The 15,416-nt window shown below is 60.9% G+C and carries 10 protein-coding genes and 3 tRNA genes; 2 read left to right on the top strand and 11 right to left on the bottom strand.

The annotated features are described in order from the left end of the window. Nucleotides 1–311 precede the first annotated feature (311 nt). From JX292_RS07335 to JX292_RS07295, 9 genes are all read right to left on the bottom strand, one after another. Nucleotides 312–384: transfer RNA gene (locus JX292_RS07335), tRNA-Glu, on the bottom strand. Nucleotides 385–406: 22 nt separating this feature from the next. After that, nucleotides 407–478, bottom strand: a tRNA-Gln gene (locus JX292_RS07330). A gap of 560 nt (nt 479–1,038) precedes the next feature. Then, nucleotides 1,039–1,114: transfer RNA gene (locus tag JX292_RS07325), tRNA-Gly, on the bottom strand. Nucleotides 1,115–1,428: 314 nt separating this feature from the next. Continuing rightward, the gene (locus tag JX292_RS07320; protein ID WP_204863076.1) at nt 1,429–1,869 is read right to left on the bottom strand and encodes a hypothetical protein; all 441 of its coding nucleotides are present in this window, start codon (nt 1,867–1,869) and stop codon (nt 1,429–1,431) included. A gap of 2 nt (nt 1,870–1,871) precedes the next feature. After that, complete coding sequence (gltX, locus tag JX292_RS07315) at nt 1,872–3,383, bottom strand: glutamate--tRNA ligase (RefSeq protein ID WP_204863073.1); 1,512 nt, start codon at nt 3,381–3,383, stop codon at nt 1,872–1,874. 58 nt (nt 3,384–3,441) lie between these two features. Continuing rightward, entirely contained in the window at nt 3,442–4,194 is a 753-nt protein-coding gene (locus JX292_RS07310) for a fumarylacetoacetate hydrolase family protein (RefSeq protein WP_204863072.1), read from the bottom strand. 260 nt (nt 4,195–4,454) lie between these two features. After that, the gene (locus tag JX292_RS07305) at nt 4,455–5,552 is read right to left on the bottom strand and encodes a branched-chain amino acid aminotransferase (RefSeq protein ID WP_204863071.1); all 1,098 of its coding nucleotides are present in this window, start codon (nt 5,550–5,552) and stop codon (nt 4,455–4,457) included. A 565-nt stretch (nt 5,553–6,117) separates the two neighbouring features. After that, a complete protein-coding gene (locus tag JX292_RS07300) occupies nt 6,118–7,173 on the bottom strand; it encodes a 3-isopropylmalate dehydrogenase (RefSeq protein WP_204863069.1) in 1,056 nt (351 codons plus the stop codon). A 286-nt stretch (nt 7,174–7,459) separates the two neighbouring features. Beyond that, nucleotides 7,460–8,824 (bottom strand): hypothetical protein, encoded by a 1,365-nt coding sequence (locus JX292_RS07295; protein WP_204863067.1) that lies wholly within the window; start codon nt 8,822–8,824, stop codon nt 7,460–7,462. Between the two features lie 579 nt (nt 8,825–9,403). Between JX292_RS07295 and JX292_RS07290 the strand changes: the two genes are divergently transcribed. Then, nucleotides 9,404–10,807, top strand: a complete 1,404-nt coding sequence (locus tag JX292_RS07290) for a histidine kinase (protein WP_204863065.1) — start codon at nt 9,404–9,406, stop codon at nt 10,805–10,807. 41 nt (nt 10,808–10,848) lie between these two features. Further along, complete coding sequence (locus JX292_RS07285) at nt 10,849–11,709, top strand: response regulator (RefSeq protein ID WP_204863063.1); 861 nt, start codon at nt 10,849–10,851, stop codon at nt 11,707–11,709. 133 nt (nt 11,710–11,842) lie between these two features. Here JX292_RS07285 and JX292_RS07280 read toward each other — a convergent pair whose 3' ends face one another. Further along, the gene (locus JX292_RS07280; protein ID WP_204863061.1) at nt 11,843–14,596 is read right to left on the bottom strand and encodes an ABC transporter permease; all 2,754 of its coding nucleotides are present in this window, start codon (nt 14,594–14,596) and stop codon (nt 11,843–11,845) included. A 3-nt stretch (nt 14,597–14,599) separates the two neighbouring features. Further along, complete coding sequence (locus tag JX292_RS07275; RefSeq protein WP_005507396.1) at nt 14,600–15,367, bottom strand: ABC transporter ATP-binding protein; 768 nt, start codon at nt 15,365–15,367, stop codon at nt 14,600–14,602. Nucleotides 15,368–15,416 lie beyond the last annotated feature (49 nt).

The following is a 15,416-nucleotide window of genomic DNA, read 5'->3' as shown; positions in this document are numbered from 1 at the left end:
GGAGCGGCGCCGTGAGAGGCTCATGGCGGCACCATAGAATCTCAAACCATTTTTCTCAGATAAACAAAGAAGCTCCCCAGCCTTTCAACTGGAGAGCTTCTTTCCTAGTAGTGACCCCAACCGGATGTGAACAGGTGACGGAGGGGCATGATGCCGAGCGCGCGAGGGATTTCATCATGCCCTAGAGTGCCGCGACGTCAGGAGCGGCGCCGTGAGAGGCTCATGGCGGCACCATAGAATCTCAAACCATTTTTCTCAGATAAACAAAGAAGCTCCCCAGCCTTTCAACTGGAGAGCTTCTTTCCTAGTAGTGACCCCAACCGGATTTGAACCGGTGTTGCCGCCGTGAGAGGGCGGAGTACTAGGCCGCTATACGATGGGGCCGCAACCTCCATGTGGAGGTTAGCTGGGATACCAGGACTCGAACCTAGAACAAAGGAACCAGAAACCTTCGTGTTGCCAATTACACCATATCCCATTACTCTATTGAGTTACCGTTCGGTTTTCGCCTTTCGACTCATCACCGGAACGAGTAATAACTATACGGGGCTTTCGGGAGGCGCGCAAGCCAAAATACGGTTACCTACCTCACACTGCCACCTCAGCACCCGCTACTTCCGCGGAATTCCGGGGTTTTAGGGGCTGAAAAGTTTTTTAAAATTCCTCAAAAAAGGGTCTACGGGCCAATTTCTGCCCCTCCCGGCATCCCCAAGAAGGGTCGGAATGCCGTTTTCAACCCTCCCCTGCGCGATTTGCCCATCAAAATTTTTTGACTCCTTGCCGCCGCCTGGGGTCGAGTCAAGACCCCCAATCTAGATAGGCACCCCGAGATGGGCTAGCGGGCCGTTACAGGGATGACCGACGCAGGATTGGCCAGCCCAGAATTGCAGCACCCCACTCCCCCACTCCCGTATCTCGTCAGCCTCCAGAGGTTTCACATCCGCAGATTTCGTTTCCGCAGGCCTGCCACCATTCCAAAAAGGCGTGCAACTTCTGCAGGCAACGCAAAAGCCCCGAGGCGAACCTCGGGGCTTTCAGTGGAGCGGTTGACGAGACTTGAACTCGCGACATCCACCTTGGCAAGGTGGTGCTCTACCAACTGAGCTACAACCGCATATTTCCGCTTCAAACCTTGTTTGTCGCGGCAACGGATATAACTATACGGACACCAGGCGGGGCATGCAACCCAAAATTCCCCCAATCATGCGTTCAAATCCCTAAAATTCACCCACAAAAACGTCTCAACAAGTAAATATACATGAATTATCCATCACAAAAAATTTTTCTTTAGGCAATAAAAAATTTCCCCTCCCGACGGCGGGTTTTCCGGAATCTCTTCCAGAAAACCCACCGCTGGGAGGGGGAATGCATAGCCTCGCGAGCGCGGAGGCACCAGGTACCCACCGCTCATGCAAGCGTCAGGAGGCGCTAGTCGCCTCCACCAGAGTCACCACCACCGGAGTCGCCTCCGCCCGAGTCCGAGCTACTGTAGTCCGAGCTGCTGTAGTCGGAACTACTTGAGCCAGAGTCAAAGTCGCCGGCGTAGGGGTCGGGGCCCGGGTCGACGAAGTCGTCGCCGTCGTCCGAGGAGTCGGTGGAGTCCGAAAAGTCCGCGGAATCCACGCCGTCAGACGAGCTGTCGCCATCACCGCCGTGCGAGCGCGCCGCGTTCTGCATGGCTCGCGCTTCCAGGAAGGCGGTCACGTACGCGAGCACCGCGCCGGCAAGAATGATGACGACCATCCACACGGAATGATCCACACCGGCGATGTACGCGAACAGCCAGATAATGCAGGCGTTGGCGAAGGCCATGACAGTACCCTTGCGCAGTGCCTGACCGACGATAGAGCGGTTGTTCGACCGACTCATGGTTAGCCCAGTTCAGCGGCCAGCTTGCGCAGGCGTGCGAGGGAGGAGTCCTTGCCCAAGATCTCCATGGACTCGAACAGCGGCGGGGAGATACGCTCGCCGGACACGGCAGTACGCACGGGGCCGAAGGCCAAGCGCGGCTTGATTTCCAGGCCGTCGACGATGGCCGAACGCAGTGCAGCCTCGATGTTGGTTGCGGTGAAGTCCTCGATAGGCTCGAGGGCCTCGATGGCAGCGGCCAGCACCTGCGGTGCGGATTCCTTGAGCTGCTTGCGGGCGTCGTCTGCGGTGCTGATTTCTTCGTCAGCCTTGAAGAGGAACGCGAGCAGGCCGGGTGCTTCGCCGAGCAGCTGCATACGCTCCTGAACGAGGGGGGCAGCTTCGGTGAGGACCTGCTCTTCACGCTCGGTGAGGGTTTCACCGAGCACGCCGGCGGCCTGCAGGTAGGGCACCAGGCGGTTGCGGAAGTCCTCGGGGGCGAGGGCACGGATGTGGTCGCCGTTGATGGACTCTGCCTTCTTCACGTCGAAGCGTGCGGGGTTGGCAACAACGTCGTGCACGTCGAAGTGCTCAACGAGCTCGTCGATGCTGAAGACATCCTGGTTTGCGGACAGGGACCAGCCCAGCAGGGACAGGTAGTTCAGCAGACCTTCCTTGATGAAGCCGGCGTCGCGCAGCAGGAAGAGGTTCGACTCGGGGTCGCGCTTGGAGAGCTTCTTGTTGCCCTGGCCCATGACATAGGGCAGGTGGCCGAACTCGGGGATGAAGGTGGTCACGCCGGTGTCGATGAGCGCGCGGTAGAGCGCAATCTGGCGCGGGGTGGAGGAGAGCAGATCCTCACCGCGTAGCACGTGGGTGACGCCCATGAGCGCGTCGTCAACGGGGTTCACGAAGGGGTACAGCGGGTCGCCGTTGGAGCGGACCACCACGTAGTCGGGTACGGTACCGGCCTTGAAGGTGATTTCGCCGCGAACCAGGTCGTTGAAGGTGATGTCCTCGTCGGGCATGCGCAGACGCCACACGGGCTTACGGCCCTCAGCGCGGTAGGCTTCCTTCTGCTCCTCGGTGAGGTTGCGGTCGTAGTTGTCGTAGCCGAGCTGCGGGTCCTGACCGGCGGCCTTGCGGCGTTCCTTCACCTCGTCGGGGGTGGAGAAGTCTTCGTACACGTAGCCGCCCTCAACGAGCTTCTGGAAAATCTCGTTGTAGATACCGGCGGTCTTACGCTCGGACTGGCGGTAGGGCTCGTGCGGGCCGCCAACACCCACGCCTTCGTCCCAGTTGATGCCGAGCCAGTGCAGGGATTCGAGCACCTGGTTGAACGATTCTTCGGAGTCGCGGGCGGCGTCGGTGTCTTCGATGCGAAAGACGAGCTTGCCGCCGGTGTGGCGTGCGTAGGCCCAATTGAAGAGGGCGGTGCGCACCATGCCCACGTGCGGGGTGCCGGTGGGCGAGGGGCAGAAACGCACACGGGTGTCTGCGGGGGTGTTGAGTACGGGACCGTGGTATTCGGTCATGATGTCTCCTTGACGGTGTGTTCAGGATGGACGGTAGATGGTGTGGGGCGCGGACGGTTTAGTCGCGTACGCGGGTGACAAGGGAACCGATGCCTTCGACCTCAATCTCGACCTCGTTGCCGTCGCGTAGCACGCTGACGCCGGCGGGGGTGCCGGTCAGGAGGACGTCGCCAGGCAGCAGGGTGAAGATTTCGGAGGCTGCGGCCACCTGCTCAGCCACGGAGTAGTGCATCTCGGAGGTGTTGCCCTCCTGCACGACGTCGCCGTCGACCCAGGTGGTGATGTTCAGCGAATCGGTGTCCAGGTCGGTTTCGATCCAGGGGCCGAGCGGGGTGGCGCCGTCGAAGCCCTTAGCGCGGGTCCATTGGCGGTCCTCGAGCAGGTCGCGGGCGGTGAGGTCGTTGGCTACGGTGTAGCCGAAGATGACCTCGTGTACGCGCTCGAGCGGCACGGACTTGGCGATACGGCCGATGATGACGGCGAGCTCACCCTCGGGGCTGACAGCCTCGGAATAGTCGGGTAGAGTCACGGGGTCACCGGGGCCGATCACGGTGGTATTCGGCTTAAGGAAGAACTGCGGGGAGGCGGGTGCCTCGGTTCCTGCCCAGTTTGCGATCGCTCCAATCACCTTGGAGCGGGGAATGATCGGGGCGAGCAGACGCACCTGATCGATGGGGTAGGTCGTGCCGGTCGGTTCGACGCCCGAGTAGAAGGGGTCGCCGGCGATGACGCGCAGGGTCTCTTCGCCCGCTTCGCCTTCGACCAGCCCGAAGTGGAGCTCATTATTTACGGTAAATCGTGCAATACGCATACCTTCTAGATTACCAGCCTTCACGAGTTGGGTTCGGCGGCGCGAAATGAACGAGGAGGGTTTGAGCGGGTGGGATTCGGCACGCCGGATTCGGCGTCTCTCCTGTGGCTTGTCTCTCCCCTAGCGCTCTCCTCCCCTGCATATCCCCTGCATATGCCCCGGGCAGATAGTTGCCGTGCGGCCGCGTACCGGGCACAGCGAATCCCCGCGGGTGCGCGTTCCGGGTGGGTGCGCATCCTGCGGGGATTTCACGTGAAAGATTAGATGAGGCGGGTCAGCCAGCCGTGGCGGTCCTCAACGGTACCCACCTGAATACCGACGAGCTCCTCACGCAGGCTCTTAGAAATCTCACCGAAGTGCTCGGTGGGTGCCGGAATCTCGAAGTCCTCAGCCTTGAGCTTGCCGATGGGGGCAACCACAGCGGCGGTACCGCAGGCAAAAACCTCGGTAATGTCACCGTTAGCCACGCCCTCGCGCCACTCGTTGAGGGTGATGGCGCGCTCCTCCACGGTCATGCCGCGGTCCTTAGCCAGCTGAATCAGCGAGGAGCGGGTCACACCCTCCAGGATGGTGCCGGTCAGCTCGGGGGTGACAATCTTGTTTTCCTTGCCGAAGACAAAGAACACGTTCATGCCGCCGAGCTCTTCGATGGCGTCGCCACGGTGCGGGTCCTTGAAGATCACCTGCTTGCAACCGTGCTTCTCACCCTCAATCTGGGCAATCATGGAGGCTGCGTAGTTACCGCCGCACTTGGCGGCACCGGTACCGCCCTCGCCTGCACGGGCGTAGGTGGTGGAGAGCCAAATGTCCACGGGCTCGGGAGTGCCGAAGTAGTTACCGGCGGGCGAGCCAATCACGTGGTACTGCACGTGGCGGGCCGGGCGAACACCCAGGAACGCCTCGGTAGCAATCATGAAGGGGCGGAAGTAGAAGGCCTCACCGTCACCGGTGGGAACCCACGATTCGTCCGCCTTAATCAGCTGGCGCAGGGACTCAATGAAGGTCTCGGCGGGCAGCTGCGGCAGGGAGAGACGATGTGCGGAGTTCGCAAAACGGGCGGCGTTCTTCTCGGGGCGGAAAGTCCACACGGAGCCGTCGGCGTGACGGTAGCCCTTAATACCCTCGAAGATTTCCTGGCCGTAGTGGAAGACGGATGCTGCGGGGTCAAGAACGAGCGGGCCGTAGGGGTGGACTCGGGCGTCGTACCAAGTACCGCCGGTCTTGTAGTCGCCTTCCCAGTCGATGGTGACCATGTGGTCGGTGAAGTAGTCGCCGAAGCCGGGGTTCTTGAGGATTTCTTCGCGGCGTTCGGCGGAGGCGGGTGACTGGTTTGCTTCGTGGCTGAATTCGATGGCCATCGTTCTGCGTTCCTCTTCGTCTAATGCATCGTTCTGCGTTCTCGAGTTCGGTCACTCTCGCACGGTGGGAGCGGCCGGGGCTGCCTGCGGATGCTGGTGCGCCGGGGTGTGTGCGGTGGGCGCGGTGCCGAGGCAGGTGGTGCATCCGTGGGGACGGTTCGTGCTGTCGAGTAGCGTGGATGCATCAAAGGGAGTGGTGGATGGTGTCCACCGCCGAGGAGGTCGGGCGGGTGTGCTCGACTGTTTTAGAGTACCGGAAAGATGCTTTTGCCGCATGTGCACCTTTTATCTCATTCAGGATGTGAACAGGTGGGTTTCGGTGGGCCAGATTCGGCGGGCAGTTTCGGTCTACAGGTTTGGGCAGGTGTGATACCGCAAGCGCTTGGTCCCTCTCCCATACCGGACAGGGTACCCAGGGTAGTCCCAAGGTACGAGTGAAGCCCGGAAGGAGCGTTCCTTCCGGGCTTCTGAGGTTTTGTGCCTCGTGAGCGCATGTCGCTAGCATAGCTCACTCAGCACGCACGCTACGGGTGCTTTTAGCCAAGTATGTTTTAGCCGAGTAATTTTAGCCGAGGCGTGCGAGCACGTCCGCACCGACCTGGTCGGTTCCACGCACGGTCGCGCCATTTTCGCGCATATCTGCCTCGACAGCGTCTTCAATGCGGGCTGCGGCGGCATCGTGGCCGAGGTGACGCAGCAGCATTGCGCCGGCGAGGATTGCGGCGGTAGGGTTGGCCTTGTTCTGGCGGGCGATGTCCGGTGCGGAGCCATGTACGGGCTCGAACATGGAGGGGAACTCGCCGACGGCGTTAATGTTGCCGCTGGCCGCGTAGCCAATACCGCCGGTAACCGCGCCGGCCAGGTCAGTGATGATGTCGCCGAAGAGGTTATCGGTCACGATCACGTCGAAGCGGGCGGGATCGGTGACCATGAAGATGGTGGTCGCGTCAATGTGCAGGTAGTCGGTTTCGACCTCGGGGAATTCAGCCGCGATTTCGGTGAAGTAACGGTTGTAGAGGCGGCCGGCGTGGGTGAGCACGTTGGTCTTGTGCACGAGGGTGACCTTCTTGCGGCGGGTGGATGCCAGCTCGAAGGCGTAGCGGACCAGGCGCTCCACTCCGTGTGCGGTGTTGAGGGAGACTTCGGTGGCGATTTCGTGCGGGGTGCCCTGGCGAATCACTCCGCCGTTGCCGATGTAGGGGCCTTCGGTGCCCTCACGCACGACGACGAAGTCGATGTTGCCGGGGTTGGCGAGCGGGGACACTGCGCCGGGGTACAGGCGGGAGGGGCGCAGGTTAATGTAGTGGTCAAAGGCGAAGCGCAACTTCAGGAGCATTTCGCGTTCGATGAGGCCGGACGGAATCTTGCCGCTGCGAGGGTCTGCACCGATAGCGCCGAAGAGGATGGCGTCGTGCTGCTTGAGGGCATCCATGGTGGAGTCGGGCAGGGTTTCACCGGTTTCCAGCCAGTGCTCGGCGCCGAGCTTGTAGTGGGTGGGGTTGACGGTGATGTTTTCGAGCTCGCAGGCGCGGGTGAGGATGCGCTGGGCTTCGGTAATGATTTCGGGGCCGATGCCGTCGCCGGGGATGACGGCGAGGTCGATGCTACGTGCTTCAGTCATGCCTCTACCGTAGTACGCGCAGCCGGGCAGGCGGTAGGGTGCGCGGGAGGGTTCTCAGACTCTGGGCTAGACATGCTCGGGGTTAGGCGGTACCTGAGTAGCTGCTGCTCCTGCCCTGCTACTCCCCTACCCTTCTGGCTTGACCCTGCGTTCCCTGGCTTCTGGGGCCTGAAATCTGGGGTGCCCAGCCGCTGCTGGTTAAAACAATATTCCCCGGCTGAATCATCAGCCGAGGAATATCATTATGAGTTCTCACTCAGAGTGAGAGCTCTAAAGGTCTATGCAATTACGCGGTGCGCTTGCAGAGGGTGACCTTGACGTAGCCGTTACCACGGGTGCTACGAGCGGTCGGAGCGTTACCTGCGGAGGTAATGTTACCGCCGGACACACCGGGAGCAACGTAGGAGCCACCTGCGCCACCGCCGCCACCGAGCTGGCCGAAGGAGACGTTCTGGCGAAGACCGGTGGGGTTGTTGTTCCACTTCTGGGTTACAACGATAGCGGAGGAGGAGCTGGAAGCACCGGAGCCACCGCCACCGTAGCCTGCGCCACCACCTGCGGAGATAACCGACTCGTAGCCGTTGAAGTTGAAACCGATGGAGGAGTACTCAAGGGCGTAGGTAGAACCGTTGTGAGTACCAACTTCCTTCTTGGTGCGATCGTTGTTGTCGATCAGGTAGGAGTAGGATGCCACACCGTCGCCACCGTTACCGGCGAAGCCGGAGCCACCGTTGTTACCGGACTTGGAGGACTGGTAAATCTCCTGGTTGTTAGCGGAGGAGAAGCCCAGAACGCCGTTCGGGGACTTGCCGGTGTGCAGAGCGGTCTTGGCGCCGCCGTTACCACCGATACCGTTTGCGCCACCTTCACCGGCCTCAACGGTTTCCCTGATGGAGCTGTCAGCATCGTAGATACCGAAGCCTTCAAGACCTGCCGAACCCGATGCACCATCAGCGGAACCACCGGTGGAACCGAAGATGATGTTGCCGTTGCGCTTTGCACCTTGGGGCCACTGCCAGGAAGCGGTCACTGCGCCAGGTTCCATGTACTTGGGGTTGTTGTTAGCGCCACCGTTGTTGATGAAGCCAGCGCCGCCACCGCCACCTGCAACAGCAACGGGGGTGCCGTCGATGACCAGAGCGGAGGAGCCACCACCGGAAGCGGAGTAGGTAACACGCTTCAGCGGGGAGTTAGCGGGCCAAATAGTGTTGACCTGCTGCATGACGCTGCTGGGAATCGGGGTAGGCAGGTTGGAGGAACCACCGTTACCGTAGCCCTCACCACCCTCAGCTGCGGTCAGGGGGCCGTTACCGATACCACCGGCTGCGCCGATAAGCTGAACAGTCTGGCCAGCCCTCACGGAAATTTCACCGGTAACCTTAGCACCGGAACCTGCTGCCATATCGTCATAGTTAGTACCACCAGCACCACCGACGACCTCGAACTTAATCTTGTCGACCAGTGCGGGAACAACGAAAGAGGTAGTATCCTTAGCGCCTGCAGAAGTGCCTGCAACGGAGTATGCAGCACTGGACTCCCACTCACACACGGTGGAGGAAGCAAATGCGGGAACCGCAGCAGATGCTGCAACAACAGGAGCAGCCCACGCTGCTCCAGCAACAACCTTGCGGCGAGAAATATTAGTAGACATATATGTCCTTCGAGAGTGATGTCATTTGAGGAATAAGAGTTATCACCCGCCGTGTAGTGCGCGGCGAAAAACATCACTTGAGACAAGTCGAGTGAGCGAGTCAGCTTAAGCCAAACCCATGGTGATAACGACATAATGTTGCACCGTTCCGCGTGGGAGCGCCCTACAGGAGGCTTGGTATGCCCACTAGGCTCAATCCTCTACACGCCGGGTGACGATACAGGTAAAACTATACTCACCAAATCCAACCCCCGCAATGGCCTTCAATAGACCCCCGATGAGGGGCTTTAATCAAAACCCTCCGTTAAGCTTGAAGGTTTTTCAACCCAAATAGGTTACTTAAGAAAGTTTTCAAAGGTAGGCATCTAAATTCAAACCCCATATAACCCCAAACTCTCAAGCGGTGATTGAGAGAAAAATCCGATTTATTGTGGCGAACCTCATAAATAATCCCGTATATTGGCGTGTCGCACACACGCAAGCACACACCCCCACACACAAACCCACAGAATGTTCCTGCACGTGAGAGCAAAAAAGAAGATCCCAATCCCTCACAAACACCCCCGATACACTAGAACCATGCCCCTCAAGCACCCCCAACCCCCGAAGAACCCACAGCACAGCACAGAGACAGCCGAATCAGGCCACGCCGTAACGCATACCCGCGGCAGCTCAGAAAGCAACAACCTGCCCGCCGACGCCATCACCGCCTCCAGCCGCGTACAAAGCTACCTCAGAGACAAACGCGGCTGGATGAACTTCATCGTCGTCGCGCACATGCAGTTCTTCTGCTGCGTGCTCTCCGTTGCCTTCATCAACGGCTACGGCTGGATCCCGCTCATCTCCGCGCTCTGCAGCACCACCGCGCTCTACTTCCGCTACCGCTTCCCCTACGGCAGCATCTACGTGGTCATCGCGGCGCTCTGTCTCACTCTCGTGGTCCCCTTCCCCGATTCACTCGTCATCACCTGCTACCCGCCGGTCAGCCTCGCCGCCTACCACACCGGCAGGCACTGGACCCGCCGCGCCCGCTTCCGCGCCCTCATTCTCGGCTGGGTCGGCGCACTCGCCGTCACCGTGCAGGCATCACTCTCACTCCTCTACCACTGGGACGACATACCCGCCCGCATCTTCATCTCCCTGATGCTCGGTGTGCTCTGCGGATCCATCTTCACCGTCTTCTGGTTCCTCGGCGACTCCCGCCGCATGCGTGAACTACGCAGCGAAGAATTCAAAGAACGCGCCCGCCGTCTCGAATACGAGCAGGAACAGGAACGCCGCCTCGCCGCGCAGGATGAACGCACCCGCATCGCCCGTGAAATGCACGATATCGTGGCGCACTCGCTCTCCAGCATTATTTCCCAGGCGGACGGAGCACGCTACGCCGCCGCGAGCGCCCGCACCGCACGCGCCCAGCAGGCAGAGCAGCCGGGTCAGGCTCAGCAGCAGAGCGAACCGGATATTGCGGAGCAGACCCTCGAACTCATCGCAGACACGGCACGCGACTCGCTCACGCAGATGCGTTCCCTACTCGGGCTACTCCGCACGGACGAGGCAACCGCCTACGCGCCAGTGCCCACCCTCAACGATGTGCCCGCCCTCGTGGAGCAGAGCCGCCGCGCCGGACTACCCGTCACCTTCACCGGAATCACCGGCACGATGACGCGCACCCTACCGCAGGGTGCAGAACTTGCGGCCTACCGCACCGTGCAGGAGGCGCTCACCAACGCGCTCAAGCACTCCTCCGGCGCGGCAACCACCGTCACCATTCACTGGAGTGAGGACGGTCTGCACTTGCGGGTACATAACGACCCGGTTTCCTCTGCCGCGGCTCAGCACATTGCCCGCCCGGTACCCGGTAGCGGCAACGGTCTGCGCGGCATGAGCGAGCGCATCGCCCTCTACCACGGCACCCTCACCTACGGTCTGCAGCCCGACGGCGGCTGGCTCGTTGAGGCGGCGCTACCCTACCGCGACCTCTAATACCCGTGCCCTCTACCACCTCGTGATCTAGGATTGAAACTATGTACTCTTCCGCACCACAGACCACCCAGCCGATCCGCGTGATGCTCGTTGACGACCAGCGCCTAGTACGCGGCGGCTTGAGCATGCTCGTCAACTCCCAGCCGGACCTGCAGGTCGTCATGGAAGCTGACGACGGACTGGCGGCTATTGACGTTTTTGACCGCATGGTCTCTGAAGGGCAGGCGCCGCAGGTCATCCTCATGGATGTGCGCATGCCGCACTGCGACGGCCTGGAGGCGGCGCGCCGCATCCTGGAGCGTGACGGCGAGCGTGAAGTTTCCGAGGATGAGCGGGTGCGCATTATTATGCTCACGACTTTCGATATTGATGAGTACGTGTATTCGGCGGTGCGTGCGGGTGCGAGCGGTTTCTTGTTGAAGGACACTCCGCCGGAGCAGCTGCTGGAGGCGATTCGTACAGTGCACCGCGGCGATGCGGTGATTGCGCCGTCGGCGACTCGCCGCCTGCTGGAGCATATGATTCCGGTGTTGGACTCCCCCGCTCCTGCCGCCCCGTCTGCTCCTGTTGCCGAGTCTGTATCTACCACCAAGTCTGTGCAGGCTACTCCCCCGACTGCTGGTTCTGAGCTTCCTAAGGCGACGTTTATTCCGGCTGAGCATGCAAGCTTTGAGCCTGTGCAGGATTATCCGCATCGTGAGTTGATTGAGCAGTTGTCGCCGCGTGAGTTTGAGGTGCTGGGTTTGATTGCGCGCGGCTTGTCGAATGCGGAGATTACGCGGGAGTTGGTGCTTTCGGAGGCGACGGTGAAGACGCATGTGTCGCATGTGTTGGCGAAGTTGGGTGCGCGTGATCGTGTGCAGGCGGTCATTATGGCGTATGAGGCGGGTATCGCCCACTAGCGCTCCCTTATATAAGGACACAGCAGAATAGAGAGCACGGCAGACTAGAGGACACAGTGAAGCCCCGGCGGGCGCATCCCCTTATCGGGGGCACCCTCCGGGGCTTCACTTTCTCACATCCTATATTTGGTTGTTAGCCGCGCATACCCTCAACCGGGGACATGCGAGCCGAACGAGCCGCCGGCAGAGCCGAAGCGAGCATCGCGGCGAGCACACCCACAACGAGGATGACCACGTACCAGACGTACGGCAGGTCAAGCACGAGCGGGGCGGAAGCACTCATGGAAGACATAATAATCTGCGCAGAGAGGCTACCAATCACCGCACCGGAAACCATACCGAGCACCACTGCGGCGAGCGTAATCAGAATCGCCTCAATGGAAATCATGCGGCGCAGCTGCTTGCGGGACAGACCCAGCGAGCGGAGCATCGCGTTCTCGCGGCGGCGTTCGTTGACCGACAGGGTCATCGTATTCGCCACACCAATGATGGAGATGACCACTGCGAGCATGAGCATCACCAGGGTGAAGGTCAGCATAACGGTCAGTATCTGGTCGTAGGTCTGACGTTCCTGCAAGCCACCGGTGAAGGAGCTGTCCGGGCTGGCTCGGTTCAGGTCAGCCTGCAGGGTCGCGTTCTCGCTACTGGTCAGCGGGGAGGCGGCGCGCACCAGAACAACGGTGTCGTTACCGGTTGCCTGGCTGGTGACGGTCAGATGAGCTGCCTTCGTCTGAGCCTCCTTGTCACCGCTGGCGATTGCTTCTTCCATGCGCTTCTGAGCTTCCTCAGCGGCAGGGTTGGCAACCTTCTGCGGGTTCTTGGCGTCCTGCAACTTGGCGGCCGTGGCAGGGTTGACAATCAGCAGGTTCTGCTTGGTTTCGGACTTGACGGGCTTGAGTTCCACTTCGCCGAGCGGGCCGTGTGCCTTCAGACGGCTGGACTCATTCAATCCAGCGGACTTCCAGAGGCCCTGCGGCACGAGCACGGTGTCATCCGCAAGGTTCGAGTTTTCACCCGGCAAGATTGCCTTCAAATCGGAGGAGCTCAGCGCCACCAGGTCGGAATTCTGGTTGGCGCTCTGCCCCTCGTATTCGACGGTGTAGTCAACCACACCGGCTGCGTAACCGACGGCGGATGCCTGAACGTTCTTAATACCCTTGACCTTGGAGGCGATTCCCTCCGCCTTGGTCACGGTGGAGGCAGCCTCAGACTGGTCGTACGAGCTGTACTTCGCCTGCGCAGAAATCGGGTACTGCTGATCCAGAGCCTTGGTCAGCGAGGCGCTCAGCACCGAGTAACCGGTCAGCACAGTCGACACGACCAGGGTACCCACCAGCACAGCGCGGCCGGTGGAGACGGTGCGCTTGGGCGAACGCAGCGCGTTGGCGAGCGCGAGCTTGCCGGTCTGGGTGCGGGTGACCGTGCCGAGGGCACGTACCAGCGGGGGCAGTACCAGCGGGGTGAGGAGGAAGACCGCAATACCGAGCAGCAGTGCGGCCCCCATCATGAAGGCAATGGCCTTATTGCCGGCACCCTCACCGGAACCCTGGTTCTGAGCCAGCATAGCCAGGCCGATACCTGCGGCACCGAAGACCAGACCCAGGATCGGGCCGACCTTGCCGGGCTTGCGCACCTCAAGGTTGGTGTGCTCGCTCATCGCGCTAATGGGCGAGATGCGCAGGGCGCTTCGTGCCGGGGAGAGCGACGCGAGCACCGTCACGATGGTGCAGATCAGGGTACTGATAATCACCGGGGTGACTGAGTAGGAAATCATGATGGTCGAAACCATGCTTCCCACCAGCATGCCGACCGGGAAGGTCAGCAACGCACCGATGAGGGAGAACACCACACCCACGGTAATGGATTCAACGAGTAGCATCCGTACGAGGGAGCCGCCGCGGGCACCGAGGGTGCGCAGCAGAGCCAGTTCACGGATGCGCTGGCCGACCAGCACCGCGAAAGTGTTGGAGATGACGAACGAGGAGACCAGCAGAGCCAGCGCTGCGAAGGCGCCCAGGATCACGCTAATGGAGGTGAAGACCGTGGAGATGGTCTTCTGGTAGTCCTCCAGCAGCTTCTGACCGGTCATCACGCGCGGGTCGTTCTTGGTGTCGCCGCTGCTGAGGGTATCCTGCAGGCTCTTAAGCTTGGCGTCGGTTACGCCATCCTTGAACTTGAGGTAGATGAGGTTCGCGCCAGCCATGCTTCGGTGGCCTGCCACGGAACTCTTGTTTTCTGTCTCGGCTGCTTTCAGGGCGGCTTCGCCGAGGCTGGTGCCACCAATGAAGACAGCCCGGTTGGTGGTGGAGCCTTCAAAACCGGGGTCGAACAGACCGACGACGGTATATTCGGCGGTCTTGTCGGTACCGGGGGCACTGACAGATTCCACAACGTCGGTGCTGGTGACCTTGCCGTTCAGCGAAAGGTTGTGCTCCTTCGCGAAGTAGGTGGAGACCATGATTTCGTGGTCGCTACTGGGGATTTTGCCCTGCACCTTGTACGGGAAGAGGCTCGAGTCGGCGGGCAGCTGGTCGTACTGCACCTGGGTTTTCTGATCGCCGGTGCCGAGAGTACCGGCAACGGCGTACTGCACCCAGTAGCCGGAGAGCAGGTCGCTCTTTTCTACCTTCTGAATCTGGTCACGAGTCAGGTAGATAGAGGTGCTGTCTTGACCGTCGCTGGTTGTGGCGGCGGAGACGACGACCGCCTCGGTGCGGGAGAGCACGTCACCAACGGAGGAGTTGACGGTCGCCTGCAGCGAGTTGGTGAGCATCATAATGGCGGCGATGAAGAAGGATGAGATCGCGATGCCTATACCCGTGAGGATGTATTTTCCTTTGGAGGCGCGCAGATTGGATCGCGCCACCGTGTTCAGTGTGGTTGCCACGGCTTATCGACCTTCCAGCTGTGCCATTGCGCCGAGGACGGCGTCGTAGGTGGGTTCGATCATTTCGCCGGCGACCATGCCGTCCTTGATGAAGACCACGCGGTCTGCGTAGGAGGCGGCGTTTGCGTCGTGGGTGACCATGAGGATGGTCTGTGCGTGGTCGGTTGCGGCGGCACGCAGCAGGCGCAGCACCTCGGCGCCGGAGTTGGAGTCGAGGTTACCGGTCGGTTCGTCGGCGAAGACCACCTCGGGGCGTGCAAGCAAGGCGCGCACGATGGCGACGCGCTGCTGCTGACCGCCGGAGAGCTGTTCGGGGCGGTGGTCGAGGCGGGTTTCCAACCCGAGGGTCTTGACCAGGTAGTCGCGCCACTGCGGGTCGGGCTTCTTACCGGCCAGGCCCAGGGGCAGGTCAATGTTCTGGCCCGCGGTGAGGGTGGGCACCAGGTTGAACGCTTGGAAGATGAAGCCGATGTGTTCGCGGCGGAATTCAGTGAGGGCGTTGTCCTTCAGGCCGAAGAGCTCGGTACCGCCAATACGGATGGAGGTTGCCGGGTTCGGGTCGGGGGTGTCCAGTGTTGCGATGGTCTGCATCAGCGTGGACTTGCCGGAGCCGGACGGGCCCATAATGGCGGTGAACTTGCCCTGCTCAAAGTCAACGGAGACGTTGTTGAGGGCGTGGACGGTGGCTTCACCCATGCCGTAGGTTTTGGAAAGGTTTCGTGCGGAGACGGCAACCTGTGCCGTCTGTGCGTGAGGAGTTGTCGTAGTCATGGTTCAATTATTTCACGCAGCATGGTGCTGACTACAGGGTTTTTCTCAT

This window comes from Rothia mucilaginosa (genome assembly GCF_901875305.1).
Classification (GTDB): domain Bacteria; phylum Actinomycetota; class Actinomycetes; order Actinomycetales; family Micrococcaceae; genus Rothia.
This window is presented reverse-complemented; position numbering and strand designations above follow the sequence as displayed.

What these genes read in the sequence shown, in the direction of transcription:
- JX292_RS07320 (WP_204863076.1), bottom strand. Translation starts at nt 1,869, where the DNA reads ATGAGTCGGTCGAACAACCGCTCTATCGTCGGTCAGGCACTGCGCAAG.
- gltX (WP_204863073.1), bottom strand. Translation starts at nt 3,383, where the DNA reads ATGACCGAATACCACGGTCCCGTACTCAACACCCCCGCAGACACCCGT.
- JX292_RS07310 (WP_204863072.1), bottom strand. Translation starts at nt 4,194, where the DNA reads ATGCGTATTGCACGATTTACCGTAAATAATGAGCTCCACTTCGGGCTG.
- JX292_RS07305 (WP_204863071.1), bottom strand. Translation starts at nt 5,552, where the DNA reads ATGGCCATCGAATTCAGCCACGAAGCAAACCAGTCACCCGCCTCCGCC.
- JX292_RS07300 (WP_204863069.1), bottom strand. Translation starts at nt 7,173, where the DNA reads ATGACTGAAGCACGTAGCATCGACCTCGCCGTCATCCCCGGCGACGGC.
- JX292_RS07295 (WP_204863067.1), bottom strand. Translation starts at nt 8,824, where the DNA reads ATGTCTACTAATATTTCTCGCCGCAAGGTTGTTGCTGGAGCAGCGTGG.
- JX292_RS07290 (WP_204863065.1), top strand. Translation starts at nt 9,404, where the DNA reads ATGCCCCTCAAGCACCCCCAACCCCCGAAGAACCCACAGCACAGCACA.
- JX292_RS07285 (WP_204863063.1), top strand. Translation starts at nt 10,849, where the DNA reads ATGTACTCTTCCGCACCACAGACCACCCAGCCGATCCGCGTGATGCTC.
- JX292_RS07275 (WP_005507396.1), bottom strand. Translation starts at nt 15,367, where the DNA reads ATGACTACGACAACTCCTCACGCACAGACGGCACAGGTTGCCGTCTCC.